At 71.6% G+C, this 26,924-nt stretch carries 22 protein-coding genes; 16 read left to right on the top strand and 6 right to left on the bottom strand.

Going from position 1 to position 26,924, the window contains the following annotated elements; all coding sequences use genetic code 11:
• Together G472_RS0126700 and G472_RS35880 are read right to left on the bottom strand one after the other, a co-directional pair.
• Positions 1–1,164: an FIST signal transduction protein gene (locus G472_RS0126700; protein WP_029010823.1), complete on the bottom strand. Its 1,164-nt coding sequence runs from the start codon at positions 1,162–1,164 to the stop codon at positions 1–3.
• Between the two features lie 3 nt (positions 1,165–1,167).
• On the bottom strand, positions 1,168–1,884 hold the full coding sequence (locus G472_RS35880; protein ID WP_084536919.1) for an arylesterase: 717 nt from the start codon (positions 1,882–1,884) through the stop codon (positions 1,168–1,170).
• 4 nt (positions 1,885–1,888) lie between these two features.
• Here G472_RS35880 and G472_RS0126690 point away from each other — a divergent pair, with 4 nt between their 5' ends.
• The 4 genes from G472_RS0126690 (at position 1,889) to G472_RS0126675 (ending at position 6,582) form a co-directional block, all read left to right on the top strand.
• Complete coding sequence (locus tag G472_RS0126690; RefSeq protein WP_029010822.1) at positions 1,889–2,629, top strand: ABC transporter ATP-binding protein; 741 nt, start codon at positions 1,889–1,891, stop codon at positions 2,627–2,629.
• A 2-nt stretch (positions 2,630–2,631) separates the two neighbouring features.
• Positions 2,632–5,172: an ABC transporter permease gene (locus G472_RS0126685; RefSeq protein ID WP_029010821.1), complete on the top strand. Its 2,541-nt coding sequence runs from the start codon at positions 2,632–2,634 to the stop codon at positions 5,170–5,172.
• A gap of 130 nt (positions 5,173–5,302) precedes the next feature.
• A complete protein-coding gene (locus G472_RS0126680) occupies positions 5,303–6,025 on the top strand; it encodes a Bax inhibitor-1/YccA family protein (protein ID WP_035693767.1) in 723 nt (240 codons plus the stop codon).
• A 245-nt stretch (positions 6,026–6,270) separates the two neighbouring features.
• On the top strand, positions 6,271–6,582 hold the full coding sequence (locus G472_RS0126675) for a polyhydroxyalkanoic acid system family protein (protein ID WP_029010819.1): 312 nt from the start codon (positions 6,271–6,273) through the stop codon (positions 6,580–6,582).
• A 28-nt stretch (positions 6,583–6,610) separates the two neighbouring features.
• Here the strand turns inward: G472_RS0126675 and G472_RS0126670 are convergent, their stop codons facing one another.
• Positions 6,611–7,741 carry a GGDEF domain-containing protein gene (locus tag G472_RS0126670; protein WP_245593590.1) on the bottom strand — a complete coding sequence of 377 codons (1,131 nt, stop codon included), beginning with the start codon at positions 7,739–7,741 and terminating at the stop codon, positions 6,611–6,613.
• Positions 7,742–7,862: 121 nt separating this feature from the next.
• Complete coding sequence (locus tag G472_RS0126665) at positions 7,863–9,122, bottom strand: UbiH/UbiF/VisC/COQ6 family ubiquinone biosynthesis hydroxylase (RefSeq protein ID WP_035693766.1); 1,260 nt, start codon at positions 9,120–9,122, stop codon at positions 7,863–7,865.
• Positions 9,123–9,444: 322 nt separating this feature from the next.
• Here G472_RS0126665 and glnK point away from each other — a divergent pair, with 322 nt between their 5' ends.
• The 4 genes from glnK (at position 9,445) to G472_RS39590 (ending at position 14,074) form a co-directional block, all read left to right on the top strand.
• Entirely contained in the window at positions 9,445–9,783 is a 339-nt protein-coding gene (gene glnK, locus G472_RS0126660; protein WP_029010816.1) for a P-II family nitrogen regulator, read from the top strand.
• A 224-nt stretch (positions 9,784–10,007) separates the two neighbouring features.
• Positions 10,008–11,249 (top strand): aminotransferase class I/II-fold pyridoxal phosphate-dependent enzyme, encoded by a 1,242-nt coding sequence (locus G472_RS0126655; protein ID WP_029010815.1) that lies wholly within the window; start codon positions 10,008–10,010, stop codon positions 11,247–11,249.
• Positions 11,250–11,309: 60 nt separating this feature from the next.
• Complete coding sequence (locus G472_RS0126650; protein WP_029010814.1) at positions 11,310–13,853, top strand: DNA translocase FtsK; 2,544 nt, start codon at positions 11,310–11,312, stop codon at positions 13,851–13,853.
• Between the two features lie 56 nt (positions 13,854–13,909).
• Entirely contained in the window at positions 13,910–14,074 is a 165-nt protein-coding gene (locus G472_RS39590) for a hypothetical protein (RefSeq protein WP_169732856.1), read from the top strand.
• 7 nt (positions 14,075–14,081) lie between these two features.
• On the opposite strand, the gene G472_RS0126640 is transcribed toward G472_RS39590, so the two are convergent.
• Both G472_RS0126640 and G472_RS35875 read right to left on the bottom strand, forming a co-directional pair.
• Complete coding sequence (locus tag G472_RS0126640; RefSeq protein ID WP_029010813.1) at positions 14,082–14,903, bottom strand: c-type cytochrome; 822 nt, start codon at positions 14,901–14,903, stop codon at positions 14,082–14,084.
• Positions 14,900–15,751 (bottom strand): thermonuclease family protein, encoded by an 852-nt coding sequence (locus G472_RS35875; protein ID WP_051341371.1) that lies wholly within the window; start codon positions 15,749–15,751, stop codon positions 14,900–14,902. Before G472_RS35875 ends, G472_RS0126640 begins: the two co-directional genes overlap by 4 nt.
• A 101-nt stretch (positions 15,752–15,852) precedes the next feature.
• Here G472_RS35875 and G472_RS35870 point away from each other — a divergent pair, with 101 nt between their 5' ends.
• The 8 genes from G472_RS35870 (at position 15,853) to G472_RS0126595 (ending at position 26,868) form a co-directional block, all read left to right on the top strand.
• Complete coding sequence (locus G472_RS35870; protein ID WP_035693764.1) at positions 15,853–17,310, top strand: M48 family metalloprotease; 1,458 nt, start codon at positions 15,853–15,855, stop codon at positions 17,308–17,310.
• 79 nt (positions 17,311–17,389) lie between these two features.
• Positions 17,390–19,297, top strand: a complete 1,908-nt coding sequence (locus tag G472_RS35865) for an adenylate/guanylate cyclase domain-containing protein (protein WP_051341369.1) — start codon at positions 17,390–17,392, stop codon at positions 19,295–19,297.
• 193 nt (positions 19,298–19,490) lie between these two features.
• Complete coding sequence (locus G472_RS35860) at positions 19,491–20,357, top strand: FadR/GntR family transcriptional regulator (RefSeq protein ID WP_245593589.1); 867 nt, start codon at positions 19,491–19,493, stop codon at positions 20,355–20,357.
• A gap of 11 nt (positions 20,358–20,368) precedes the next feature.
• On the top strand, positions 20,369–21,409 hold the full coding sequence (locus G472_RS0126615; protein WP_035693763.1) for a TRAP transporter substrate-binding protein: 1,041 nt from the start codon (positions 20,369–20,371) through the stop codon (positions 21,407–21,409).
• A gap of 139 nt (positions 21,410–21,548) precedes the next feature.
• Positions 21,549–22,193 (top strand): TRAP transporter small permease subunit, encoded by a 645-nt coding sequence (locus tag G472_RS35855; protein ID WP_051341414.1) that lies wholly within the window; start codon positions 21,549–21,551, stop codon positions 22,191–22,193.
• Positions 22,194–22,197: 4 nt separating this feature from the next.
• A complete protein-coding gene (locus G472_RS0126605; protein WP_211100259.1) occupies positions 22,198–23,526 on the top strand; it encodes a TRAP transporter large permease in 1,329 nt (442 codons plus the stop codon).
• A 43-nt stretch (positions 23,527–23,569) separates the two neighbouring features.
• Entirely contained in the window at positions 23,570–24,718 is a 1,149-nt protein-coding gene (gene dgoD, locus G472_RS0126600) for a galactonate dehydratase (protein ID WP_029010810.1), read from the top strand.
• A complete protein-coding gene (locus G472_RS0126595; RefSeq protein ID WP_029010809.1) occupies positions 24,712–26,868 on the top strand; it encodes a dihydroxy-acid dehydratase domain-containing protein in 2,157 nt (718 codons plus the stop codon). Before dgoD ends, G472_RS0126595 begins: the two co-directional genes overlap by 7 nt.
• The last annotated feature ends 56 nt before the right edge of the window (positions 26,869–26,924 follow it).

Raw genomic sequence — 26,924 nt, 5'->3', positions numbered from 1 at the left:
TCAAACGAACAGGGTGAGGACGCCGGTATAGCCGTAAAGCCGGTTGTGGGAAATCTCTCCGTTGGCGAAGAAGCCGGCCAGAGGCACGTCCCCCAGCGCCCGGCGGATGGCCGCCAGCTCCCCGCCCGGTCCGAACAGCCCTGGGCCGCGGGCGACGCAGCTCACATAGACGGCACCGCGCGGCGGGCCGGACAGGCGCCGCGTCAGTCCGGTGAGCATGCGGTCCAGGTCGGCCGCGGCGGTGGCCGCGTCGCGGCGGGCGAACAGGACGGGCTGGCCGGTCTGCACCCGCTCCGCGACGGCGAGCCAGCCGTTGCGCGGGTCGATGGCGACCAGATTGCGCACGAGGTAATCGCCGGTGTCGGTCCCGGCGACCGGCAGGCCGGCGAAGATGGTGCCGCCGATCGACGCCAGGTCGCGCGCCAGCTCCTCGCCGATGTCCCGCTTGAAGACGCTCAGCGCCGGCTCCCCGTCGATCTCCAGGATGACGTTCTCCTCCGCCGCGGTGATCGTGCGCGTCGGGCCGATGGGCGAACAGCCCTGGGTCTTGCCCGTCGCCACGCCCGTGTCGGGGCCGAACAGCACGCCGGACAGGCCGCCCTCGCCGACCGGGCTTCCGGCGGTCACCGGGACGGCGGTGTCGCCGGGCACCGTGAACTGCGGGAAAGCGCCGCGCGACGCCGTCAGCCCGCCGACCAGGAACGCCCCGGTCGCCTCGGCCACCCGGCCGATCAGGTCGTTGAGCTGCGGGTGGCGCGGATCGACGTGCACCAGCCCCAGCGTCGCGCCGTGCCGGTCCAGCCAGCCGCCGGCGGCGCGGCGCAACGGCGTGAGGTCGCCGTCGACGACGGGGAAGAGGCGGAAACGCTCCGCCGGCAGGTCGGTGACCATGACGGCGACGGCGGGGGTATCGAAAAACTCCTCCCCGCCGCCCATGACGCCGATGCCCACCGTGCCAACCCAGTCGCGGATGCCGGTGACGCTGCGCAGGAAGGTGACAATGGCGGTGGCGCGCTCCGCCAGCGCGTCGCTGACGTAGAGAAAACCCAGCGTGCAGCCGCGCACGTCGCCCAGCCGGTCGACGCACACCCCGGCGGCGCGCGCCCAGTCGGCGTCCGCGGCGGCGGCGGAGCGGAAGCGGACGGCCGGCGTGGTATCGGTCATGGTTTATCCCCTCGTCGCCGGGCGTTCGCCGGCACCGGTCAGCGGTTCGATCAGCATCACCACGTGCGGCAGGATGCGCCGCACGATCTCGTCGACACCCGCGGCGTTGGGATGGATGCCGTCGCCCTGGTTCAGCGCGGGATCCGTCGCCACCCCCTCCAGGAAGAAGGGATAGAGCGGCACGCCGTGCTTCTCCGCCAGCTCCGGGTGGATGGCGTCGAAGCGGTCGGTGTAGGCGCGCCCCAGGCTGGGGTTGGCCAGCATGCCCGCCAGCAGCACGGGGATGCCGCGCGCCTTCAGCTCGCCCAGGATGGCGTCCAGGTTGGCCCGCGCCACCGCCGGGTCGATGCCGCGCAGCATGTCGTTGGCGCCCAGCGCCACGATGGCGGCGTCCGGCGCGTCGGCCAGCGCCCAGCCCAGCCGGGCGCGGCCGCCGGCGGTGGTGTCGCCCGACACGCCGGCGTTGATCACCTCCACCGGGTAGCCTTCGGCGCGCAGCGCCGCCTGCAGCCGGGCGGTGAAGCCCTGCCCCTCCGGCAGGCCGTAGCCGGCGGTGAGGCTGTCGCCCAGCGCCAGCAGGCGCACCGTCTCCGCCGCGGCGGCCCCGGCCGACGGCATCACCAGCGCCGCCACCAGAAGCGCTGCTGCGGCGCATGCGTTGAAAAGGCGGCGCGCCGTGCCATATGGCGAAAGTCCGTCCCGCTCGATCCCGAGAGCCATCGCAATGTCCCGACCTCAATCCCCGGTTCAACCGATCGTCGCCCTCGACGACGTGCATCTGACATTGGATAGCGGGGCGGGGCCCGTCAACATCCTGCGCGGCATCGACCTGTCGGTCGGCGGCGGCGAGCGGGTGGGCATCGTCGGCCCCTCCGGCTCCGGCAAATCGACGATGATGATGGTGATGGCGGGGCTGGAACGCCCGTCGTCGGGTCGCGTGCAGGTGGCCGGCTGCGACCTCGGCGCGCTCAACGAGGACGGGCTTGCGCGGTTTCGCCGCAACCACGTGGGCATCGTCTTCCAGGGCTTCCACCTCGTGCCGACCATGACGGCGCTGGAGAACGTGGCGATCCCCCTTGAGTTCGCCGGTGCGCGCGACGCCTTCGAGCGCGCCCGGGCGGGGCTGGAGGCGGTGGGGCTCGCCCACCGCGTCACCCATTATCCCGGCCAGCTCTCGGGCGGCGAGCAGCAGCGCGTCGCCATCGCCCGCGCCTTCGTGGCGGAGCCGTCGCTGCTGCTGGCCGACGAGCCCACCGGCAACCTCGACCTGGAAACCGGCGCCCACATCGTGGAACTGCTGTTCGGCCAGGCGCGGCGGCGCGGCACCACGCTGGTGCTGATCACCCACGACCCGGCGCTGGCCCGGCGCTGCGACCGCACGGTTACCCTGATGGACGGGCGCATCGCCGACGACGGCCTGGCCGGGCGGGTGCGCGCCGCCGGCCTGCCGGCGGCGGGGGAGTGACGATGCAGCGCCTCCTCCTCGCCCTGCGCTTCGCCCGGCGGGAGCTGCGCGGCGGTCTTCAGGGCTTCCGCATCTTCCTGGCCTGTCTGGCGCTGGGCGTGGCGGCGATCGCCGCGGTGCAGTCGGTGTCGTCCGGCATCCTGGAAGGGCTGCGCGCCGACGGCCGCGCCATCCTGGGCGGCGACGCCTCGGTGCGCCGGATCTACACCCCCGTGACCGACGAGCAGCGCGCGTTCCTGGAGGAATCGGGTCGCCTCACCACCATGGTGGAGGCGCGCGCCATGGTCCGCCGCCCCGATGAATCCGCCTCCTCCCTGGCGGAGCTGAAGGCGGTGGACGGCGCCTATCCCCTGTACGGCACGGTGGTGCTGCGCGACGCCGGCGCGGGTCCCGGTGCGATCGACGCGGCGCTGGCCCTGCGCGACGGCCGCTGGGGTGCCGTGGTGGAGGATACGGTGCTGGACCGGCTGGGTCTGGCGGTGGGGGACGAGGTGCACCTGGGCGAGACGGTCTACACCGTGCGCGACGTCCTGGTGCGCGAGCCCGACCGCGCCTCCTCCGGCGGCTTCAGCCTGGGGCCGCGGGTGATGGTGGCGCTCGGCTCCCTGCCCGACTCGGGCCTCATGCGGCCGGGCAGCCTGCTCTACTGGAACTACAAGGTGGCGCTGCCCCCCGGATCCGACCTCGACGCCTGGACGGCGGCGCTGGGCGAGCGCTTTCCCGACGCCGGCTGGCGGCTGCGCGACTACACCAACGCCTCGCCCCAGATCGCCCGCTTCATCGAGCGGATGACCCTGTTCCTCACCCTGGTGGGGCTGACGGCGCTGCTGGTGGGCGGTGTCGGCGTGGGCAACGCGGTGCGCGCCCATCTCGACGGCAAGGCCGAAACGGTGGCGACGCTGAAGTGCCTGGGCGCCCCCGGCGCCCTGGTGTTCGAGACCTATCTGGCGCAGATCCTCATCCTGGCGGCGCTGGGCATCGCCATCGGCCTGGTGGCGGGGGCGGTGGCGCCGCTGCTCCTGGGCTCGCTGCTGGAGGGGCTGCTGCCGGTGGCCCTGCACGTCGGCCTCTACCCCGGCGCCCTGGGCATCGCCGCCCTGTTCGGCCTGCTGACGGCGCTGACCTTCTCCCTGTGGCCGCTCGGCCGCGCCCGCGAGGTGCCGGCGGGCGCCCTGTTCCGCGACGTGGTGGCACCGGCCGGCGGCCGTCCCCGCGCCGCCTATGTGGCGGCCATCGCACTGTGCGGCCTGGCGCTGGCCGGGCTGGCGGTGGCGACGGCGCACCACAAGGGATTCGCCCTGTGGTTCGTGCTGGGTGCCGCGGCGACGCTGGCGGCCTTCCGCGCCGCCGCCTGGCTGGTCACCGCCGGGGCGGCGCGCGTCGGCCGGCCGCGCCGGCCGGGGCTGCGGCTGGCCCTGGCCAACCTGCACCGGCCCGGCAACCCGACGGGCAGCGTGGTGCTGTCGCTGGGCCTCGGCCTCACCGTGCTGGTGGCCATCGCGCTGATCGAGGGGAACTTCGCCCGCCGGGTGAACGAGACGATACCGCGCGACGCCCCTGCCTATTTCTTCGTGGACGTCCAGCCCGACCAGTTCGCCGCCGTGCGCGATACCGTCCTGGCGGTGCCCGGCGCCTATGATTTCGAGGCGGTGCCGTCCCTGCGCGGGCGCATCGAGACGGCCAACGGCATCCCCGCCGAACAGGCGGTGGTCGATCCCGGCGAAGCCTGGGTTCTGCAGGGCGACCGCGGCGTGACCTACGCCGCCACACTGCCGGAGGGCAGCACCGTGGTCGCCGGTTCCTGGTGGCCGGAGGATTACGGGGGGCCGCCGCTGGTCTCCATCCACACGGCGGTGGCACAGACCCTGGGGCTGGGCCCCGGCGACCGGCTGGGCGTCAACATCATGGGCCGCACCATCGAGGCGGAGGTCGCCAACGTGCGGTCGGCGGACTTCTCCACCTTGTCGATCAACTTCACCCTGGTGTTCGCCCCCGGCGTGCTGGAGGCGGCCCCGCAGACCTGGATCGCCACCGTGCGCGCCGGCTCCCCCGAATCGGAGGCGGCGGTGCAGCGCGCGGTGCTGGCCGCCTTCCCCAACGTCACCTCGGTGCGGGTGAAGGACGCGCTGGACACCGTCAACGTCATGCTGGGCCACATCGGCACGGCGGTGCGGGTGACCGCCGCCATCACCCTGGCCGCCGGCACGCTGGTGCTGGCCGGTGCGGTGGCGGCCGGTCACCGCCGGCGGGTCTACGACGCCGTGGTGCTGAAGGTGCTGGGCGCCACCCGCGGCGACGTGTTGCGCGCCTTTCTGCTGGAATACGGGCTGCTGGGCCTGATCACCGCGGTCATCGCCGGTCTGGTCGGCACCCTGACCGCCCGGCTGGTGCTGACGCAGATGATGGGCTTCCAGTGGTCGTTCCTGCCGTCGGCCGTGCTGGGCACGGCGGCCCTGTGCACCGCCATCACCCTGGCGTTCGGCTTCATCGGCACCTGGCGGGCGCTGGGACAGCCGGCGGCACCGCTGCTGCGCAATGAGTGACGGCACGGGGCCGGCGACCATGAACTCCGTGTCATGTGCCGGCCGGAACCGGCGATTGTCGTTGAACTCCTTCGCCATATGCCCAATATGAAAAGCCGACCGGACAAACGACCGAATCGAGGGACGAACCATGGCTGACCCGGCTTTCCATCGCTACGCTGGTGCGGGCCGCGCCGTCGATCAGGGCTACTTCGACGAGGGCCTGCGGCAGTTCATGCTGCGCATCTACAACTACATGGGTGCCGGCCTGGTGGTGACCGGTCTGGTGGCGTTCTTCGCCGCGTCCAGCCCGGCCCTGATGCAGACCCTGTTCGCCACCCCGCTGAAGTGGGTGGTGATGCTGGCCCCCCTCGCCTTCATCATGGTGCTGTCGTTCGGCATCAACCGTTTGTCGTTCGGCACCGCGCAGATCCTCTTCTGGGTCTACTGCGGCGTGATGGGGCTGTCGTTGTCGACCATCTTCCTGGTCTTCACCGGCGCCAGCATCGCCCTGACCTTCTTCGTGACCGCCGCCACATTCCTGGCGATGAGCCTGTACGGCTACACCACGAAGACCGATCTGTCCCGGATGGGGTCCTTCCTCATCATGGGCCTGATCGGCATCATCATCGCCAGCCTGGTCAACATCTTCATGGCGTCGAGCGCGCTGCAGTTCGCCATCTCGGTGATCGGCGTGCTGATCTTCACGGGCCTCACCGCCTATGACACGCAGCGCCTGAAGGAGGTCTATGCCGAGAACATGGACCACGAGACCATGGGCAAGACCGCCCTGATGGGCGCCCTGACCCTGTACCTCGACTTCGTGAACCTGTTCATGTTCCTGCTTCACTTCCTGGGTCAGCGCAACGACTGATACGGCCGGAAGCAGATCCGTTCCATGGGGGCCGTCCGGGGGAGACTCCGGGCGGCCCTTGTTCTGTGCAACCCGACCCGGCCGTTCGCCGTTTCATACGGTTTCCGCCTGAAGGCTTCAACCGTATGCCCCTTTCAATGAAGGTCTGCGGCCTTCATCTGTCGGGTTAGACGGCTTCCAACAGATCCTGCGGATCTGCCGGAAGCCGTATCATGGACACGCAGCAGCCAGGGAGAGCCCGCGCCATGCCCAAGCCTGTGATCGTCACCATTCCCCACCAGCTCGGCCGCGAGGCGGCGACGCAGCGCCTGCGCGACGGGCTGGACAAGGCGCGCGCCCAGCTCTCCGGCGTCAACGCGGTGGTGGAGGAGACGTGGACCGCCGACGGCATGGACCTGCGCATCGTCGCCGTCGGCCAGACGGTCAACGGCCGCATCATCGTCGCCGAGGAGCACGTGCGCGTCGAGGTGGACCTGCCCTGGGTGCTGGCCATGCTGGCGGAGAAGGTCGGCCACCGCATCCGTCACCACGGCGCGCTGTTGCTGACCAAGTCGTGAACGCCCGATAAACGCGGGCCAAACGCCGTTAAACCAGGACTCCGGCGCGCTCGCCGCCGGTGATCACGCAATCCTTGCCCGCTTCCTTGGCCAGGTACATGCGGTGGTCGGCCAGGTCGACCAGCTTTTCCCACGCGTCGGGACGGTCTTCCACACTCTCGGCGATGCCGATGCTGGCGGTCTGGCGCAAGCCGTCGGGACGGCGGCCGAGACCGTTGCGGCGCAGCCGCTCCACCGCCGCCGCCGCCCCCTCGCGGGTGGTGTTGGGCATGACGATGAGGAACTCCTCCCCGCCCCACCGCACCAGGAGATCGCTCTGGCGCAGGATGCCGCGGATCGCCTCGGCGGCGTTGCGCAGCACGCGGTCGCCCTCGTCATGGCCGTAGCGGTCGTTGACCGCCTTGAAGTCGTCCAGGTCGACGAACACCACGGCCAACGGCTGCCCCGCGCGCCGGCCGTGGGCGTATTGCAGGCGCAGCAGCTCCTCGCCGATGCGCCGACCGAAGGCGCCGGTCAGCCCGTCGTGGGAGGCCTGGGCCACCAGCGCCATCATGAAATGGAGCTGGCTCATGGCGGCCAGGCTCGCCACCACCATGATGAGCAGCAGCAGCCACAGCGCGCCGATGTAGGACGGGAAGGGGAACACCAGGGATCCCCACAGCCCGGCCGCCAGATGCGCCACAAGGAGCGGCAGGGCGAACAGCAGCCCCTCGATCGCGGTCAGCGGAAAGACGCTGAGCCCCGCCACCATGACGAAGGGCAGGAAGGCGTAGCCCGCCGCCACCGCCAGGGCGGAATCGGCGATCAGCTCCTCGTTCAGCATGGGGTGGGACAGCAGGAAGAAGGTGGTCGGAACCGCCAGCAGCATGGCCAGCCCCCGCCAGGCCGACGCCATGTCGTCGGTGGTGCGGTAGGCCAGCGCGAGCGCACCGAAGGCGGCACTGGCGGCCAGGCGCAGCACGGCCAGCCAACCCCACAGGGGCCAGGCGAAGATCAGCACGTCGATGACGATCCACAGGGGCGTCAGCAGCGCGAAGGTCGCCGCCACCATGCGCACCCGGGAATGGATCAGGACGGCACGCCGGCGCTGGATCAGGGGCGAGTGGCCGTCGGGAAGCAGCAGATCGCGCATCTGCGCGAGGGAAAAATCACCGCTCACGGCCTGGAACGCCCTCTCGGCAAATTGTCTGAGAGTGTCAAGGGCCATTTGATACATGTCTGCCCCCTTCCCGACAACGGGCATTCCTGTGGCATCGGTGGTCCGCCCGCCGCCCGGGCGCTTACAGGGGAGCGCCGCGCACCATGCGCGGCAGGTCGCCGACGACTCCCATGGCGTGGCGCATGAAGAAGCGCTTGAGCGGCGGCAGCCGGTTCACCACCGCCAGCCCGACGTCGCGCGCCAGCTTCACCGGGCCGATGTCGTTGGAGAACAGGTGGACCAGCGCGTCGCACACCGCGGCCAGCAGCACCGTGTCGAAGCGCCGCCAGCGCTGGTAGCGGGCCAGCACCGCCGGCCCGCCCACGTCGAGGCCGAGGCGCCAGGCGTCCACCACCACCTCCGCCAGCGCCGCCACGTCGCGCAGGCTGAGGTTCAGCCCCTGGCCGGCGATGGGGTGGATGGCGTGGGCCGATTCCCCCACCAGCGCGATGCGCGGCGCCACGAACTCCCCGGCCAGCAGCACCGACAGGGGCCATGCCTCGCGGCGGGTGAGCAGCTCGATGTCGCCGAGATAGCCGCCGGAGCGCCGGTCCAGCTCGGCGATGAACGCCGCGTCGGACATCGACAGGTAGGTGTCGACCAGGGCGGTCTTCTCGCTCCACACGATGGACGAACGGTTGTCCGTCATGGGCAGGACCGCGAAGGGTCCGGTGGGCAGGAAATGCTCCACCGCCACGCCGTTGTGGGGTTCGGAATGGCGGATCGTGCAGATGATGGCGGACTGGTCGTAGGACCAGCGCCGCACCTTGATCCCCGCCGTCTCCCGCGCCAGGGAACGGCGGCCGTCCGCCCCCACCACCAGGCGCGCCCGCACCTCCCGCCCGTCGTCCAGCACCACCCGCGCGCCGGCGCGGTCGCGCTCGATGCGGGTGGCGCGGGCGGGGGCCAGGTGGACCAGCCCCGGCAGCTCGCGCACCCGGGCGAACAGGGCGCGCCGGATGTCCCTGTTGTCGAGGATCCAGCCGAAGGGCCGGTGGGCGCCGTCGATGTCCAGTTCCCGGTGATCGTAGTGGACGAACAGGGGCGAGAACTGGTCGGCCACGCGGATGTCCAGGATCGGCCCGGCGTCGGCCGCCATGTGGCGCCACACGCCGGCCCCCTCCAGCACCTTCATGGAGGCGTAGGCGATGGCGGTGGTGCGGATGTCGAAGTCGTCGCGGCCCTGGACGTCGGGGCCGTCGCGGTCGATGCACACCACCGGCACCCCGGCGGTGGCCAGTGCCGCCGCCATGGTCAGGCCGGCGAGCCCGCCGCCCAGCACCACGACCTCCGTCGCGATCACCTCCGGGTTGGGTGGGGTAGCCTGCGCCTGGTCGGTCATGATCGCGGTGATCCTTCTGTGCCGGGATGAACCGTGACAATCGGCCGCTGCGCACCGCTTGTCCAGTGGCGGGCGGCGCGACCCCTGGTCGCTGCACATCAACTGGTCAATTGACGCGAAAACCGGCATCCTTCGGGGGCCGCTGCGCCTGTTTTCACGGCGTGTTGCGTGCGGCACGATTCTTGTAACCGTTGATCTTCGCAGTCGGGCCGTGCACGTTCGGGCGAGCGTTGCGGCGCAGCAACCCGTGTGGAGGCGGCACGACGGCGCCCAGCCCGGAGCGATCGCGAGCGACCGGACCATCGAATCGAAGGGGAGCCACATGAAACTCGTTATGGCCATCATCAAGCCGTTCAAGCTCGACGAAGTGCGCGAGGCGCTGACGTCGCTGGGAATCCAGGGCCTGACCGTCAGCGAGGTCAAGGGATTCGGCCGCCAGAAGGGCCAGACCGAGATCTATCGCGGTGCGGAGTATTCGGTGAGCTTCCTGCCCAAGGTCAAGATCGAGGTGGCGGTCGCCGACGACCAGGCGGAGCAGGTGGTCGAGGCCATCCAGAAGGCGGCCAACACCGGCCGCATCGGCGACGGCAAGATCTTCGTGCTGGAGATCGCCCAGGCCGTGCGCATCCGCACCGGAGAAACCAACGCCGAAGCGCTGTAAGGCGCAACCGCCCGCCCTTGCCGATGGCCGGGACGCGGCCGTACCGGGCTTCCCCCGTCGTCGGCGGGGGGGCACCTCTCGCGCCCGGTCGCCTCCCGCACGGCGGCGCATTTGTTACGGGCAGGGCGCTTGTGCCGGGGTGCCGCCGTCGCTAGAGTCGGGCCGGGTCGGGCGGGAGGTACCCCGTGCGGCGCGCTCCAACCAACGCGGATTTCTTCGGCGACATGGCGAACCCGGCGAGCGGCCCGGCGCATCATCCGGCTTCGGGCAACGACCGGCTTGACCGGTTGAGCGACTATCCCTTCACCCGCCTGGCGGCGCTGCTGGCGGGCATCACCCCGCGCGCCAACGCGGAACCGACGATCATGTCCATCGGCGAGCCGCAGCACGCCCCGCCGGCCCTGATCGCCGAGACGCTGGCCGCCAACGCCCATCTCTGGGGCAAATATCCGCCGCTGGCCGGCACTCCCGACTTCCGGGCCGCCGTTGGCGATTGGCTGACCCGCCGCTTCGCCCTGCCGGCGGGCTCCTTCGACGCCGACAACATGGTGCTGCCGGTGGCCGGCACCCGCGAGGCCCTGTTCCTCACCGCCCTGCTGGCGGTGCCCGAGCGCCGGGCCGGCGGCACCCCGGCGGTGCTGATCCCCAACCCCTTCTATGCCGTGTACGAGGGCGGGGCGGTGCTGGCCGGGGCGGAGCCGGTGTTCCTTTCCTCCACCGCCGCCACCGGCTTCCTGCCCGACCTCGACGCCCTGACGCCGGACCTGCTGGAACGCACGGCCCTGCTCTATCTCTGCACGCCGTCCAACCCGCAGGGGGCGGCGGCCGATGCCGCCTATCTCGGCCGCGCCATCGCGCTGGCGCGCCGTTACGGCTTCGTGCTGGCGGTCGACGAGTGCTACAGCGAGATCTACCTCGACCGCCCGCCGGTCGGCGCGCTCCAGGTCGCCGCGGCCATGGAGACGGGCGGCGGCCTGTGGGACAACGTGCTGGTCTTCCATTCCCTGTCCAAGCGGTCGAACGCGGCCGGGCTGCGCTCCGGCTTCGTCGCCGGCGACCCCGCGCTGATCGCGCGCTTCGCCCGCCTGCGCAGCTACGCCAACGCCGGCACGCCGCTGCCGGCCCTGGCCGCCGCCGCCGCCCTGTGGCGCGACGAGGCCCATGTGGAAGAGAACCGCCGCCTCTACCGGGACAAGTTCGCGGCGGCCGAGGCGGCGCTCGGCGGGCGCTTCGGCTACCGCCGGCCCGACGGCGGCTTCTTCCTGTGGCTGGACGTGGGCGACGGCGAGTCCGCCGCCCGCCGTCTGTGGGACGAGGGGGCGATCCGCGTGCTGCCCGGCGCCTACCTGTCCGGCAGCGCGCCGGGGCAGCCCAACCCCGGAGCGTCCTTCATCCGCGTCGCCCTGGTGCACGACGCCGACGTGGTCGCCCGGGCCTGCGCCGCCATCGCCCGCATCCTCGGGTAAGGCGGCGCGCCGAGCCCTGACCGACCCAATCCGTTGACCAGCAAACCGGGAACCCGACCGATGAGCAGCCGCCGCACCGCACCCCCTCGGCCGGCCGGCCGGCCGGACCGGCGGCCTCTGCTGTCGCCCGCCGCCCGCGCCTTCGTGGCCGCCCGCGTCTTCGAGATGGCCGGCGCGGTCCTGGGCTGCGTCGGGCTGGTGCTGATGCTGGTCATCGGCAGCTACAGCTCGGGCGACCCGTCCTGGAATTCGGTGGCGGCGGACGGCGGCGCGGAGGTCGCCAACCTGCTCGGCCGGCCCGGCGCATGGCTGGCCGACCTGCTGATGCAGACGCTGGGCTGGGCGTCGTGGCTGCTGGCGCTGCTGCCCGTCGCCTGGGGCTGGCGGCTCGCCGCCCAGAAGCCGGTTCGCCGGCCGTTCCTGCGCCTGGGGCTGGGGCTGGCGGGGGTGCTGACCGGCGCCACCGCCTTCGCCGGTTCGGGCATGGAGGGGGCCCCCCTGGACCTGCCCGGCGGCAGCCTGGGTGTGGTGATGCTGCACGCCATCGCCGGCTCCCTGTTCGGCGGCCCGGCCGGGCACTGCGTGGTGGGCACCGGGGCCACGGTGCTGGCCGTCCTGCTGCTGTTCGCCGCCTCCGGCCTGTCGCCGCGCGAATGGCTGGGCGGCGTGCGCGCCGCCGGCGCGCTGGCCGGTGCCGCGGGCCGGGCGGCGCGCGACGGCGCCGCGGCCGTCGGCCGCCAGGGAGCCGAGGCGGCGCGCGCGGCCGGTGCCGCCGCCGGCGAGATGCTGCACCGGGGCACCCCGCGCTTCGACGAGCGCGCACCCCGCTTCGACGACGCTCCGGCCCCGGACTTCGAGGAGCCGACGTTCGGCGACCGACCCGCGGCGGACATGGACACCCTGCGGGCACCGCGCCGCGACGCCGCCACCGGCCCCGCCGCGCCGGTGTTCGAGGAGCGGGCGCCGCGCCCGGTGCCCGTCGTCGCCCCCGCCGCCCCTGCGGCCGCGGCGGCGCGTCCGCCCGCCCCCGCGGCCCGGCCCGGCACGCGCCAGGCCAGCCTGCACCTGGAGCCGGAAGAGGCCGGCTATGAATTGCCGCCCATCGACCTGCTGCAACCCCCCGCCGCCGCGGGACGGACCGACCGGCTGGACGAGGACGCGCTGCGTGCCAACGCGGAGAAGCTGGAGGGTGTGCTGTCCGACTTCGGTGTGCGCGGCGCGGTGCAAAAGGTCCACCCCGGCCCCGTGGTCACGCTCTATGAGCTGGAACCGGCACCCGGCACCAAATCGTCCCGCGTCATCGGCCTGGCCGACGACATCGCCCGCACCATGAGCGTGGTGTCCGTGCGCGTCGCCGTGGTGCCGGGGCGCAACGTCATCGGCATCGAGCTGCCCAACGCCCGGCGCGAGACGGTGCTGCTGCGCGAGCTGCTGGCGGCCGACCCGTTCGAGCGCAGCCAGGGCAAGCTGGCCCTGGCGCTGGGCAAGGACATCGGCGGCCACCCCGTGGTCGCAGACCTCGCCCGCTTCCCGCACCTGCTGGTGGCGGGCACCACCGGGTCCGGCAAGTCGGTTGCGATCAATACGATGATCCTATCGCTGCTCTACCGGCTGCCGCCCGACCGCTGCCGTTTCATCATGATCGATCCCAAGATGCTGGAGCTGTCGGTCTACGAAGGCATCCCGCACCTGCTGGCCCCGGTGGTCACCGACCCGCGCAAGGCGGTGGTGGCGCTGAAGTGGACGGTGCGGGAGATGGAGGACCGCTACCGCAACATGTCCAAGCTGGGCGTGCGCAACATCGAGGGTTACAACGCCCGCCTGCGCGAGGCCCGGGCCAACGGCGAATCCCTGACCCGGCGGGTGCAGACCGGCTTCGACCCCGACACCGGCAAGCCCCTGTTCGAAGAGCAACCGCTTGATCTTACCGAGCTGCCCTACATCGTGGTCATCGTCGACGAGATGGCCGACCTGATGCTGGTGGCGGGCAAGGACATCGAGGCGGCGATCCAGCGCCTGGCCCAGATGGCGCGTGCCGCCGGCATCCACCTGATCATGGCCACCCAGCGCCCGTCGGTGGACGTCATCACCGGCACCATCAAGGCCAACTTCCCCACCCGCATCTCCTTCCAGGTGACGTCGAAGATCGACAGCCGCACCATCCTGGGCGAGCAGGGGGCGGAGCAGCTCCTGGGCCAGGGTGACATGCTCTACATGGCCGGCGGCGGCCGCATCACCCGCGTCCACGGCCCCTTCGTCTCCGACGGCGAGGTGGAGCAGGTGGTGAAGTTCCTCAAGTCGCAGGGCGAGCCCAGCTATGTCGACGCCATCACGGAGGAGGACGAGGACGGCGACGGCGGCGGCGACGATTCCTACGGATCCGGCGCTGCCGGCGGCGGCTCCGGCGACGAACTCTACGACAAGGCCGTCGCCATCGTCTGCCGCGAGCGCAAGGCGTCCACCTCCTTCATCCAGCGCCAGCTCCGCATCGGCTACAACTCCGCCGCCCGCCTGATCGAGCGCATGGAATCCGAAGGCGTGGTCAGCAAGCCCAACCACGCGGGCAAGCGCGAGGTGCTGGCCCGGGCCATCGACGAGGAGTGACGATCGCCGCCCCCGCCGGTTGAGATCGGGACAGACCGAAGGGGAGACCCCGCGCCATGAAGCAGCCGCACACCGAACGCGACGTCCGCCACACCGACGACCAGCAGAACACCGGCAACCACAAGAAGCCGGACTCCCCCGCCGCCGGCGGTGCCGACCGCTTCGGCGGCACCCGCACGGGCGCGGAGAACGTCGAACCCGCGAAGAAGCCGACGCCCTGAACCGGCATCATTTCCGCCCGGCCATGTGCTCCAGATAGGCGACGATGCGGTCGATCTCGCGGTCGCTCAGCATGGCGTCGGTGAAGTCGGGCATTTGGCGTTCCGGCCAGGTGCGCATGCTGCTGCCGGCGCGGATCAGGCGGTGGAGCATCCCCGGCTTCAGGTACTCGGTCGGGTTCATCGGACGGTTGAGGTCCGGGCCCATGGTGGCGCTGCCGGCGCCGTTCAGGGTGTGGCAGCTCATGCACTGGGTGACGAACAGGGCCTGGCCGGCGCGCACGGGGTGATCGGCGGCAAGAGCCGGGTCCACCGCCAGCTCCGGCCAGCGGACGGCCGGCGAATCGGTGTCGGTGATGCGGGCGACTTGGTAGGGCCAGTGCTCGCTGCGCACGCCCGACGCCGCCGGGCGCAGCCAAACCACGTAGAACGGCCCGGCCGAGACGTCCTTGCCCGGCAGGGCCGGCCAGGGGGCGTCGGCGGGCTCCACCGCCAGATAGGGCACCGCTCCCCCGGGCGCGTCGGCGAACACCAGGTCCACCGGTATCCCCGCGACGAAGCCGTCGGTAGCCTCCGCCTCCAGCACCCGGCCGGGGGCGAGCCGGTCGCGGGGCACCAGGCCGGCCAGCGGCACGGCCCGGTAGGTCATCGGGCGGCCGTAGGCGTGATCGTCGACGGTGATCGCGGTGGCGTCGGGATGCCGCAGCAGCGCGTCGCGGCTCCAGGCGCGCTCGGCGCCGCCCACGGCGATCGTCAGGGCCGGCTCGGCCGCGACCGCGGCGAACGGCAGGACCAGCACCAGCAACAAGGCCGTCAACCCGCGGCGGATCATTCGTCTCCTCCCTCGTCCTCGTCATCCCCCGCCTGCGCCGCGGCGTCCGCCGCCGCGGCCGGGCGCGGCGGCGGGGCGGCGGGGGCGGACAGCCGTTCGAGCTGCTCGGGGTGGGTCAGCTCGATCATGGGGCCGTTGCGGTCGGCGATCCAGCCGCGGATGCGCACCTCCGCCCCCGCCAGCGCCAGCGGATCGACGCCGGCGGCGGCGAAGCGCTTCAGCCCCTCCCGGCCGATACGGGCGGTGACGTCGCTGCGCCAGTCGGTGCCGAAGTTCAGGAACACCTGATCGCGCACCCGCGCCGCGGTGACGACGCGGCCTTCCACCACCTGGATGCTGTGGCGGTCGCGGCGCAGAGCCTCCGGCCGGGCGGGGCGGACCGCGTGGGCGGCCGTACCCCACAGGCCGCGGCCGCCGGCGCGCGCCTCCTCCTCCAGGGCCAGCATGGCGGTGGCGCGGTCGCGGGCGTCGGGCCGGGTCAGCACCCGCACCAGCCCGCGGCGCAGCAGGTCCCCTTGCAGCCACACCCCGTCGTCGCGCTCGGCCTGGGCGAGCAGGCGGCCGTGGCGGTCCTCGTGTGCCCGGCCCGGCGGTGCCGGGTCGGGCAGGCGCAGGACCCGGCCGACCGCCAGTTCGGCCAGCGCCGCGGCGGCCTCCGGCAGCGGTGCGTCGATCCCCGCCAGGCGCAGGCGGCGCCCGTCCGCCAGCACCAGCGTCGCCGCATCCTCCACCGCCACCACCCGCACCTCCACCGCCCGCACCTCCGCCGGGCCGGCCGGCGCGACGGCCGGGGCCAGCGCCAGCGCCAGCGCCAGGGCGAACACCGGGACGGGGATGGGACGGCGCATGGATGGCGGCAGGGTTGGCACGGCGGGTGCGGCATCTTAGTTCAGGATCCGGGCCGCGTGTCAGCCCGAAGCGTGTGCCCGCAGCCGAGGTTGTGCCGTCCATGAGCGTCCGCCGCGCCCCCATCCGCTGTCTGGCCGCTCTGGCCCTGTCGCTGCTCGCCGCAGCCTGCGCCGTCAACCCCGCCACGGGGGACCGGCAATTCACCGGCCTGGTGCCGGTGTCGCAGGACGCCGCCATCGGCCGGCAGGAGCACCCGAAGGTGCTGGCCGAGTTCGGCGGCGCCTACGACAACCCTCGGGTGCGGGCCTTCGTCGACCGGCTGGGCCGCACCCTGGCGGCGCAGACCGGACGCGCCGACGTGGACTGGACCTTCACGGTGCTCGACACCGACGTGGTGAACGCCTTCGCCCTGCCCGGCGGCTATGTCTACATCACCCGCGGCCTGCTGGCGCTGGCCGGTGACGAGGCGGAGGTGGCGGGCGTGCTGGCCCACGAGATCGGGCACGTGGTGGCCCGCCACACGGCCGAACGGATCAGCCGCTCCACCGTCGCCGGGGTGCTGGCCGCCGGCGTGGGCGCCGTGCTGGGCAGCCCGGAGCTGGCCCGGGCGGTCAGCCTCGGCTCCGAACTCGTGCTCGCCGGCTACTCGCGCGAGCAGGAGCTGGAGGCGGACCGGCTGGGCGTGGCGTACCTCGCCGCCACCGGCTACGACCCCTTCGCCATGGCCACCTTCCTGGAGACGATGGGGCGCAAGGCGCAGTACGACGCCCTGGTCCGCGGCGGGGCGACGGACCGCCACGACTTCCTCTCCACCCACCCCCGCACCGAGGAGCGGGTGGAGCGCGCCGCCGCCCTGGCCCGCACCTATCCGCCGGCCGACCGGCGGCGGGGCGATGGCGACTACCTTCAGGCGGTGGCCGGCATGGTCTATGGCGACAGCCCGGAGAACGGCTTCGTGCGCGGCACCGTCTTCGCCCACCCGCAGCTCGGCTTCCGCTTCGAGGTGCCGCAGGGCTACACCCTGCTGAACGGGGCGCAGCAGGTGGTGGCGCGCGGACCCGGCGGCTCCCTCATCGTCTTCGACGGCGGCACCGCCCGGGGCGGCTCCGACATGGTGGCCTACATCGCCCGGGACTGGGCGGCCGGCGCCCGCTTCGCGGCCATCGAGCCGCTGGAGATCAACGGCCTGCCCGCCGCCACGGGGGTGACGCAGGGGCGCATCCGGGGCGCCATGGTCGACCTGCGGCTGGTGGCGATCCGCATGGGGCCGCGCATCTACCGCTTCACCATGGTCAGCCCGTCCGGCGGTCTGACCGGCCACGACGCCGCCTTCCGGCGCACCGCCGCCAGCTTCCGCACTCTCGGCCGCGGCGAGGCGGCGGCCCTGCAGCCGCACCGCCTGCGGACGGTCACCGTGCGCCCCGGCGACACGGCGGAGTCGCTGGCCGCGGGCATGGCGGACCAGCCCCGCGCCGTCGATCTCTTCCGCATCCTCAACAACCTGCCGCCCGGCACGCCGCTGACGCCGGGGCGGACCGTCAAGGTGGTGGCGGGCTGATCCCGCCCGGCGATGACAATCCGCGGCATCATGCTGCGGTGCCGTTGCGGTGGTGACGGTGCATGGATAGGCTGTTCGGATGGTCGATGGTCCCGCCCCCGCATCCCCGCCGCCCGGCAAGCGCCGGCGCCTGCACCTGCCGATCGCGGCGGTGCTGGTGGCGGGATTCGGCTCGCTGATGCTGCTGGCGGTGGCCAGTGTGCTGGTGCTTGGGCTGGTCGGGGCCGGGCGCAACACCTTCGAACTGCTGAACGACAAAGCCGATCTGGCGCTGGCCGGGGTGGAGGTGCGGGTGCGCCACCAGCTCGACCCCGCGGCGGAGATGGCGAAGTTCGTCGCCGGGCTGATCGAGTCGGGGGACCTGGATACCGGCAGCGAGGAGGCGCTGGCGGTCACCCTGCGCGGCGCCCTGGCCGCCGCCCCGCAGGTGACGGGGGTGGCCTTCATCGCCGCCGACCGCACCGGCGTGCGGGTGGGCCGGGTGGAGGGAAAGCTGCAGACCCATCCGCTCGACCTGCGCGACGCCGACGACCTGCCGGATCTCCTGAACGGGGCCGACCGCACCACCCCCCAGTGGAGCCCGCCGACCTGGAGCCCGGAGATCGCCGGCAGCTTCATCGCCCTGTTCCATCCCGTGCGCCGCAACGGCGCCTACCTCGGCCAGGTGGTCGCGGCGGTGTCCCTGGGCGACCTGTCGCGGTTCCTCTCCAACCTCTACGTGGAGCAGGGCATCAACGCCTTCGTGCTCTACGACCGGGAGCATGTGCTGGCCCATTCCTCCCTGGTGGCGCTGAAGTTCGACTTCGCCGGCCGGGAGGGCCTGCCCCTGCCGCGCATCGACGAGGTGGAGGACCAGGCGCTGGCCGTGCTGTGGACCCGCGGCCAGCCGGCCGAGAGCCTGAAGAAGCGCACGGAGATGCGCACGGTGGCCGTGGGCGGCTTCGACATGCTGTTCCTGATGCGCAAGATGGCCGCCTACGGCGCGCAGGAATGGACCGTCGGCATCGCGCTGCGCATGGAGGAGGCCGACGTCGAGATCCGCCGCCTGTACGCCATGGCGCTGGGCGGCGTCGCCATCCTGCTGGTGTCGGTGGGGGTGGCGCTGCTGGCGGGGCGGCGGATCAGCCACCGCATCGCCCGCCTGGCCGAGGCCGCCGACCGGGTGCGCGCCTTCGAGTTCCGCACCGTTCCCGAATTGCCGGATTCCCGCCTGCGCGAGCTGAGCCAGGCGGCGACGGCCTTCAACGCCATGGTGTCGGGCCTGCGCTGGTTCGAGACCTACGTGCCCAAGGCGCTGGTGCTGCGCCTGATGCACCGTGCCGCCGACGGTTCGGGGCTGACGTCGGAGGAACGCGAGGTGACGGTGATGTTCACCGACATCCGCGGCTTCTCCGCCCTGGCCGAGGACCTGGGGGCCGCCGACACCGCCGCCCTGCTGAACGAGCATTTCACCCAGCTCGCCGACTGCATCGAGGCGGAGGGCGGCACCGTCGACAAGTTCATCGGTGACGCCATCATGGCCTTCTGGGGCGCGCCGGAGGAGCAGCACGACCACGCCGCCCGGGCCCTGCGCGCCGCCCACGCCATTGCCGACGCCGTGCACGCCGACAACCGGCGGCGCACCGCCGCCGGTCTCCCCCCGGTGCGGGTGCGCATCGGCCTCCATTCCGGCCCGGTGGTGGTCGGCAACATCGGTTCGGCCAGCCGCATCAACTACACCATCGTCGGCGACACCGTGAACGTGGCCGCCCGCGTCGAGGAACTGGCCGCCCGCCTTCAGGGCGACGCGGAGGTCATCGTCCTGGCCAGTGCGGCCACCGCCGCCCGCGGCGACGGCGCCGCGCCCATGGAGTGCATCGGCCGCCACCGCCTGCGCGGCCGGACCGGCAGCGCCGAGGTCTGGCGCATGCTGCCCGACGGCACCCCGGCCCTGGAGTCCGTCCCGGCCGGGGACGATCGCGAGGAGCCGCGGGCCGTCCGCTCCTGATCCCCCATCCTTTTGATCGGACCGTTCGGCCCGCCCCCCTGGCCGGGGGCGTGTAGACGCGTCGGCGCGTGGCCCCGGTTTCATCCGCCATGCTGCACCGCAATATCGTTGGTTGCAGTGCAATGTAATATTTAGCTATCCAGTATGTCTGACATAGTCTATAAAAGAGCGGAGGGAACGAGGGGAGGGAACCATGGCGGAACCGCTGGAGTTGCCGACCCGGGGCCGTGACATGGGCGCCCGGGTGGCGGAACGCCTGGCCGCCGATCTCTTCTCCGGCCGCTACCAGCCCGGCGACCTGCTGCCCAAGGAAACGGAGCTGTGCGCGACCTTCGGCATGAGCCGTCCGTCGGTCCGCTCCGGACTACAGGTCCTGGTGTCGCTGGGCATCGTCCGGCGCATCTCCGGGCATGGCACGGTGGTGGAGGACTTTCGGGACTGGAACATCCTCGACCCCCTCGTCACCCGCTGGATGACCGAGCACACCGCCCCCAACCCCCAGTTCGTCGCCGCCGTCTTCGAGTTCCGCCACGCCACCGAGCCCTACATATCGGCGCTCGCGGCGCGCAAGGCGACGGCCCGCGACCTGCTGGCCATGGAGGAGGCGTTCCACGGCATGGAGCGCACGCTGCGCACCGACCGCATCCGCGTGGTCGATGCCGCCGGCAAGACCTTCACCGACCATGACGTGGAATTCCACGCCGCCATCTACCGCGCCACCCGCAACCTGGTCTGGGCGCAGGTGGCCCATCTCCTGCGCCCCGCCATCACGCTGGTGGTGCGCGCCTCCAACGAAACCGCGGAGGAGCTGCAGGACAGCCTGCAGCGCCACCGCCACCTGATGGAGTGCATACGCCTGCGCCGCCCCGAGGAGGCCTTCGAAGCGGCGCGCAACGTCATGGCCCGCACCGCCTTCGACCTTGGCCTGGAGGACGTCGGCGCCGCCGACGATCCGCTGCTCGGGCTGTGGAAACGGGCGCTGTTCTCCGCGGGTCCATCCCCGGCGGGACTCCCCGCCGGGTTCGGGAACGACAGCGAAAACGACAGCGATAAGGATTAGGAGGGATCACCATGTTCGACAGTGCGTTCGTGCGGGCGGCCGGGCTGGCCGCCGGAGTCGCCGTCACCGCCGCGATGGGGCTGACGGCGTCCGCCGTGGCTGCCGCCGAATACGACTGGAAGTTCCAGACGTCGGAAACCGCCGGCGAGCCGCAGTACAAGCTGAAGCAGCAGTGGGCCGACTCCGTCAACGTCATGTCGGGCGGCCGCATCAAGATCGAGATCCTGCCCACCGGCGCGGTGGTGCCGCACAACCAGACCCTGGACGCGGTGGCCGCCGGCATCCTGCAGGGGCACATGACCGACCCCAGCTACTTCTCCGGCAAGGATCCCGCCTTCTCCATGCTGGGCAACCTGGTGGGCGCCTGGGGCGACCCGCTGGAGTTCCTGGAGTACATGAAGCACGGCGGCGGCGAGGCTCTCTACAACGAGCTGGTCAACCCCTACGGCGTGCACCTCATCGGCGCCGCCGCCACGGGGCTGGAGTCGTTCCCGTCCAAGCGCCCGATCCGTTCGGTCGCCGACCTCAAGGGTCTGAAGGTGCGGGCACCCGAAGGCATGGTCTACGACATCTTCACCAAGGCCGGCGCCGCGCCGGTGAATCTGCCGGGCTCCGAGGTGTACACCGGCCTGGAGAAGGGGGTGATCGACGCCGCCGACTATACGGTGTTCGCCACCAACCACGCCCAGGGCATGCACAAGTTCGCCCGCTACCCCAGCTATCCGGGGTTCCATTCCCTGCCCATGGCGTCGGTCGAACTCAACAAGCGGATCTGGGACGGGCTGCCGCCGGACCTGAAGGCCATCCTGAAGACCTCGGTCGACACGCTGGCCTACACCATGGTGTTCGAACTGAAGAAGAACGACATCAAGGCGCTTGAAGAAGCCCGCAAAGACCCGAACATCGAGATCGTCGATCTGCCGGCGGAAGAGCGCAAGAAGTTCCGCAACATCGCCAAGGAAGAGTGGAAGAACTGGGCCAAGCGCAATGCCATGACCCAGAAGATCTACGACTCCGTCACGGTGTTCCTGACCGAACGCGACCTGATGTGATCGCGGCGGGGCGGCGGCCGGCCGACGGCACCGCCGCCCCGCTCCCCTTCGTTTCCCCGTTGCACGGCATTGCGAGCACGGCGCATCGACGGTCCCCCATCGGGTGGAGTCCGGCGCGCCGCACGAGGGCTATCGCGCCATGACCACCGACCCCCGCATCCCACCCCGCGGCAGCCCCGCACTCGCGGCGCTGTCCGACACCGACGCCGGCCAGCAGCCGCTCGTCCCCAACGGCCGGGACGGCCACATCCGCAGCACGCTCGACGCCGTCATCGCCGAGGGCGGCCGGGTGGTGGCCTGGCTGGTGCTCGTCGCCGCCGTCGTCAGCGTCTACGAGGTCGGCATGCGCTACCTCCTCGACAGCCCGACGTCGTGGGTGCACGAGACCACCGTCTTCCTCATCGCCATCATCTTCGCGCTCGGCGGTCCCATCGCCCTGGCGCGCGACAAGCACATCCGCGTGCGGCTGATCTACGACGCCGTGCCGCCGCGGGCGCGGCGCTGGCTCGACGTGGTGAACTCCGTCATCACCGTCGTCTTCCTGGCCGGCATGACCTTCGCCGCCTGGTCGATGGTCTACACAGCCACCCACGCGCCCACCGGCGCCATCCAGCTTGAACGCTCCGGCACCTCGTGGAACCCGCCGTTCCCGGCCTGGATCAAGATCATGATCCTGCTGTCCGTCGCCATCATGCTGGTGCAGACGCTGATCCATCTGGTGCAAGCCCTGCGCGGGCGCGGCTATGACGGCTCCGCCCCCGGCGCCGCCCCGAAGGAGGGCTGATGCCATGATGAATCTCGGCTTTTCCGCCATGGGCATCGAGTGGGGGACCTACGTCCTCGTCGGCAGCATCTTCGGCCTGCTGCTCACCGGACTGCCGCTCGCCTTCGTCACCGGGCTGGTGGCGCTGGTCTTCACCTTCGGCTGGTTCGGGCCGATGGCGCTGCCGCTGGTGACGGCGCGGGTCTACGGCTTCATCACCGAATACTCGCTGGTCGCCGTGCCGATGTTCGTGTTCATGGCCTCGCTGCTGGACCGCTCCGGCATCGCGCGCGACCTGTTCAACGGCATGCGCATGCTGGCCGGGCGGGTGCCCGGCGGCGTGGCGGTGCAGACGCTGGTGGTCGCCTTCTTCCTGGCCGCCATGTCCGGCATCATCGGCGGCGAGATCGTGCTGCTGGGCATGCTGGCCCTGCCGCAGATGCTGCGCCTGGGATACGACCGCAACATCTCCATCGGCGTGGTGTGCGCGGGCGGCTCGCTCGGCACCATGATGCCGCCCTCCATCGTGCTGATCATCTACGGCCTGATCGCCAGCGTCTCCATCGCCGACCTGTTCACCGCGGCGATCACGCCGGCGGTCATCCTGATGTTCTCCTACATGGCCTACGTGCTGTTCCGCACGATCCGCAACCCCGAGCTGGGACCGCCCCTGTCGAAGGAGGAGGCCAACCTGCCGTGGTCGGAGAAGCTGCGGGCCCTGCGCGCCATCGTTCTGCCGGGCATGATCGCCTTCCTGGTGCTGGGCACCATCTACGGTGGCGTGGCGTCGGTGACCGAAGCGGCGGCGATGGGCGTGCTGGGCGTCTTCATGGCCATCGTGGTGCGCCGGGAACTCACCTTCCGCCTGGTGCAGGAATCGGTGATCCAGACCATCAACACCTGCGGCATGATCATCTGGATCGGCATCGGCGCCGCGGCCCTGGTGGGCGTCTACAACCTGATGGGCGGCAACGCCTTCGTGTCCAACACCATCCTCGGCATCGACGCGGAGCCGGTCTACATCATCATGGTGATGATGCTGATCCTGCTGGTCCTCGGCCTGTTCCTGGACTGGATCGGCATCGCCATGCTGGCCCTGCCCATCTTCGTGCCGATCGTCGTCAAGCTGGGCTACGACCCCATCTGGTTCGGCATCCTGTTCGCCGTGAACATGCAGGTCAGCTTCCTCAGCCCGCCCTTCGGCCCGGCCGCCTTCTACCTGAAGGGCGTGGCGCCGCCGGAGATCACGCTGAAGCACATCTACGCCGCCGTGCTTCCCTTCATCGTCATCCAGCTCATCGTCCTGGCGGCGATCCTGTTCTACCCGTCCATCGCCCTGTGGCCCATCCGATAGACCGGTTCGCGCAACGGCGACATCGAGAGGAGTTCTGCGAACCATGAAGATCACCAAGCTGACGACGTGGCAGGTGCCGCCGCGCTGGCTGTTCCTGAAGATCGAGACCGACGAGGGCGTCGCCGGCTGGGGCGAGCCGGTGATCGAAGGCCGCGCCGCCACCGTCGAGGCGGCGGTGCACGAACTGGCCGACCATCTGGTGGGCCGCGACCCGCGCCGCATCGAGGACATCTGGCAGGTCCTCTACCGCGGCGGCTTCTACCGCGGCGGCCCCATCCTGATGAGCGCCATCGCCGGCATCGATCAGGCCCTGTGGGACATCAAGGGCAAGGCGCTGGGCGTGCCGGTGCACGAGCTGATGGGCGGGCGGGTGCGCGACCGCATGCGCATGTACTGCTGGATCGGCGGCGACCGCCCGGCCGACGTGGCCCGCCACGCCCGCGAGGTGGTGGCGAAGGGCTTCACCGCCTTCAAGATGAACGGCACGCCGGAGATGCAGATCGTCGACAGCCACGCCAAGGTGGAGGAGGCCGTCGCCCGCCTCGCCGAGGCGCGTCAGGCGGTGGGGCCGCACGTGGGCATCGCCGTCGACTTCCACGGCCGCGTCCACCGCCCCATGGCCAAGGTGCTGCTGCGCGAGCTGGAGCCCTTCCACCCCCTGTTCGTCGAGGAGCCGGTGCTGCCCGAGCACCTGCACTGCCTGCCCCAGATCACCGCCGGCCTCGGCTATCCCATCGCCACGGGGGAGCGGATGTTCAGCCGCTCCGACTTCCGCCCGGTTCTGGAGGCGCGCTGCGTCGACATCGTGCAGCCCGACCTGTCCCACTGCGGCGGCCTGACCGAGGGGCGCAAGATCGCCACCCTGGCCGAGACCTACGACGTCGCGTTGGCCCCCCATTGCCCGCTGGGTCCGCTGGCCCTGGCCGCCTCGATGCAGATCGACGCGGTGTCGCACAACGCGTTCATCCAGGAACAGAGCATGGGCATCCACTACAACCGGGGCAACGACGTCCTTGACTATCTGGTGGACCCCGCCCCGCTGGCCATCGTCGACGGCTACATGGCGATCCCCGACCGCCCCGGCCTGGGGGTGGAGATCAACGAGGAGTTCGTGATCGAGCGGGCGCGCGAGGGCCATCGCTGGCGCAACCCGGTGTGGCGCCACGAGGACGGGAGCGTCGCGGAATGGTGAACATGCCGGCCGATCCCGTCACCGTCGCGGAGGCCGCGAACCCCTACCGCGACTGCATCCAGGGGCTGGCCAACCAGCCCATCACGGTGGTGCGCCTGCTGGCGGACGCGGCGCGGGAACTGCCGTCCGGCGGCCCGCTTGCCCTGCCGGGCCCGGTGACCATGGCCGAGGTGGTGGAGCGGCTGGTGGCCAACCGGCCGCGCATCGCCATCATCGCCGGCCCGCCCGACCACCCCGCCCACCTGCTGGACCGCCCGCACACCCTGATGGCGGCGGCGCGGATCTGGCGCAACGGCGGCGTTCCCTTCGCCTTCGCCGTGCCCGTCATCTGCGACGGCACGGCGCAGAACAACATCGGCCAGAGCTACAGCCTCGCCTCGCGCAACGACACCGCGCGGGCGGTCAACATCACCTTCGAGGGGCACAGCTACCACGCCGCCTACGTGCTGGCAGGCTGCGACAAGAGCCCCAGCGCCATCCTCTCCGGCCTCGCCGCCGCCGAGGTGGCGCGGCGCCACCGCGGCGACCGGGCGCCGGTGTGGGCGGTGTTCGCGCCCGAGCACGTACTGAAGGGCGGCCGCATCCCCGATGCGGTACGCGACGAGCTGGCCGGTCTGGCCGCCCGCGCCCGCGCCGCCGGCCACGGCGACCTGGGCGACGACATCGACGGGAACCTGAAGTACATCCTGCAATGCTCCTCCGACGAGGCGTTCGCCGGCCAGCTCGCGCGGGCGCGCAATCTCGGCCTGGTGGACGCCGCGACGGAGCGCCGCCTGCTCAATGCCCTGGCGGAGCACACCTGCGACCACCACGGCGGCATCTGCGCCTTCAACGGCACCGGCAACTCCTCGCGCACCATGCTGGCCGCCTTCGGCCTGACCCCGCCGGAGCTGGAGCTGCTGACCGGCCTGGCCGGCGCCGACGCGGTAGCGAGCGGCGTCGATCGGCTGTTCGCCCTGATCAACCGGCCGGAGTTCAGCCTGTGCGCGCTGCTGCGGGCCAACTTCGCCAACGTGGTGCGCATCCACAACGCCACGGGCTCGTCCAGCAACATGCTGCTGCACCTGCCCTGCATCATGCGCCACGCCGGCTATGACGTGACCATCGACGACTACCGTGCCATCCGCGACGCCACCCCGGTGCCGGAGGTGTTCGCCCACAGCCTGACCGAGAACCGCGACACCTTCGTGCTGGCGCAGCAGTTCCTGGCCGGACACCACCGCGGCATGGAAAGCCTCTACCGCGTGCTCACCGACCTCGGCGTTCCCATGGACCTGGACGCGCCGACGGTGACCGGCACCACCTGGGGCGAGCGCACCGCCGGCCTGACCACCCCCGTCGACCCCGCCCTGGGCGAGGCGGCGGTGATCCGCACCACGCCGGTGCGCCGCCGCTCCGGCGTCGAGGTGCTGGGGGGCAGCTTCTTCGAAAGCTGCGTCGTCAAGGTCTCGGGCATGACGGATGCGCAATACGCTCACTTCGATGATCATATCTTCGTGGTGCGCTATTACGAGAACGAGCACGTCTGCAACGCCGACTTCGCCGCCGCCGACCTGGTCGACCGGCTGCGCGCCACCGGGGGGGTGGACGAGGCGCTGATCGCCGCCGTGGTCGCCCGCAACGGCGGCACGCCCGGCGACTTCCGGTCGCTGCTGGCCGGCAACGCCCTGTCCTTCGCCTTCATCATCGCCGGCCAGGGACCCATGGCCTACGGCATGCCGGAGATGTTCTCCCCCTCCCAGAACCTGCGCCACCACCGCCTGCTGGAGGCGTCGTCGATCCTGATGACCGACGGGCGCTATTCCGGTGTGACCAAGGGGGCCTGCATCGGCCACGTTACGCCGGAAGCCTACGCCGGCGGCGGCATCGGCGCGCTGCGCGACGGCGACCTGCTGCGCCTGCGCCTGTCGCAGCGCCGCATCGACCTGCTGGACCGCGCCGCCTTCCTGGCCGGCCGGGAGGAGCCGGTGGACCCGCTGGCCGACCCCGTCCGCCGGGCGTTGCAGGCGGAGCGCCACGCCCGCATGGAGCACCGCCTTCTCGACATCGCCGCCTGCAACGTCATGGACCTGGTCAGCGACGCCGCCCGCGGCGTCGTCCCCCTGACGGTGGACCGCCGCGCCACGCGGGACTGGCGGGCACGGGGCTGACGGGGATACGGACACGCCGGACATCCAGGATCATATGAATGATCTTAAACGTCCGG

Source organism: Azospirillum halopraeferens DSM 3675, from assembly GCF_000429625.1.
Taxonomy (GTDB): Bacteria; Pseudomonadota; Alphaproteobacteria; order Azospirillales; family Azospirillaceae; genus Azospirillum; species Azospirillum halopraeferens.
This window is presented reverse-complemented; position numbering and strand designations above follow the sequence as displayed.

Excerpts from the sequence above, each read along its gene's own strand:
- G472_RS0126675 (WP_029010819.1), top strand. The coding sequence starts at position 6,271 with ATGCCCAAGCCTGTGATCGTCACCATTCCCCACCAGCTCGGCCGCGAG.
- G472_RS0126615 (WP_035693763.1), top strand. The coding sequence starts at position 20,369 with ATGTTCGACAGTGCGTTCGTGCGGGCGGCCGGGCTGGCCGCCGGAGTC.
- G472_RS0126605 (WP_211100259.1), top strand. The coding sequence starts at position 22,198 with ATGATGAATCTCGGCTTTTCCGCCATGGGCATCGAGTGGGGGACCTAC.
- glnK (WP_029010816.1), top strand. The coding sequence starts at position 9,445 with ATGAAACTCGTTATGGCCATCATCAAGCCGTTCAAGCTCGACGAAGTG.
- G472_RS35870 (WP_035693764.1), top strand. The coding sequence starts at position 15,853 with ATGAGCGTCCGCCGCGCCCCCATCCGCTGTCTGGCCGCTCTGGCCCTG.
- G472_RS35875 (WP_051341371.1), bottom strand. The coding sequence starts at position 15,751 with ATGCGCCGTCCCATCCCCGTCCCGGTGTTCGCCCTGGCGCTGGCGCTG.
- G472_RS39590 (WP_169732856.1), top strand. The coding sequence starts at position 13,910 with ATGAAGCAGCCGCACACCGAACGCGACGTCCGCCACACCGACGACCAG.
- dgoD (WP_029010810.1), top strand. The coding sequence starts at position 23,570 with ATGAAGATCACCAAGCTGACGACGTGGCAGGTGCCGCCGCGCTGGCTG.
- G472_RS35865 (WP_051341369.1), top strand. The coding sequence starts at position 17,390 with ATGGTCGATGGTCCCGCCCCCGCATCCCCGCCGCCCGGCAAGCGCCGG.
- G472_RS0126665 (WP_035693766.1), bottom strand. The coding sequence starts at position 9,122 with ATGACCGACCAGGCGCAGGCTACCCCACCCAACCCGGAGGTGATCGCG.
- G472_RS0126595 (WP_029010809.1), top strand. The coding sequence starts at position 24,712 with ATGGTGAACATGCCGGCCGATCCCGTCACCGTCGCGGAGGCCGCGAAC.
- G472_RS0126685 (WP_029010821.1), top strand. The coding sequence starts at position 2,632 with ATGCAGCGCCTCCTCCTCGCCCTGCGCTTCGCCCGGCGGGAGCTGCGC.
- G472_RS35880 (WP_084536919.1), bottom strand. The coding sequence starts at position 1,884 with ATGGCTCTCGGGATCGAGCGGGACGGACTTTCGCCATATGGCACGGCG.
- G472_RS0126700 (WP_029010823.1), bottom strand. The coding sequence starts at position 1,164 with ATGACCGATACCACGCCGGCCGTCCGCTTCCGCTCCGCCGCCGCCGCG.
- G472_RS0126640 (WP_029010813.1), bottom strand. The coding sequence starts at position 14,903 with ATGATCCGCCGCGGGTTGACGGCCTTGTTGCTGGTGCTGGTCCTGCCG.
- G472_RS0126690 (WP_029010822.1), top strand. The coding sequence starts at position 1,889 with ATGTCCCGACCTCAATCCCCGGTTCAACCGATCGTCGCCCTCGACGAC.
- G472_RS35860 (WP_245593589.1), top strand. The coding sequence starts at position 19,491 with ATGGCGGAACCGCTGGAGTTGCCGACCCGGGGCCGTGACATGGGCGCC.
- G472_RS0126655 (WP_029010815.1), top strand. The coding sequence starts at position 10,008 with ATGGCGAACCCGGCGAGCGGCCCGGCGCATCATCCGGCTTCGGGCAAC.
- G472_RS0126650 (WP_029010814.1), top strand. The coding sequence starts at position 11,310 with ATGAGCAGCCGCCGCACCGCACCCCCTCGGCCGGCCGGCCGGCCGGAC.
- G472_RS35855 (WP_051341414.1), top strand. The coding sequence starts at position 21,549 with ATGACCACCGACCCCCGCATCCCACCCCGCGGCAGCCCCGCACTCGCG.
- G472_RS0126680 (WP_035693767.1), top strand. The coding sequence starts at position 5,303 with ATGGCTGACCCGGCTTTCCATCGCTACGCTGGTGCGGGCCGCGCCGTC.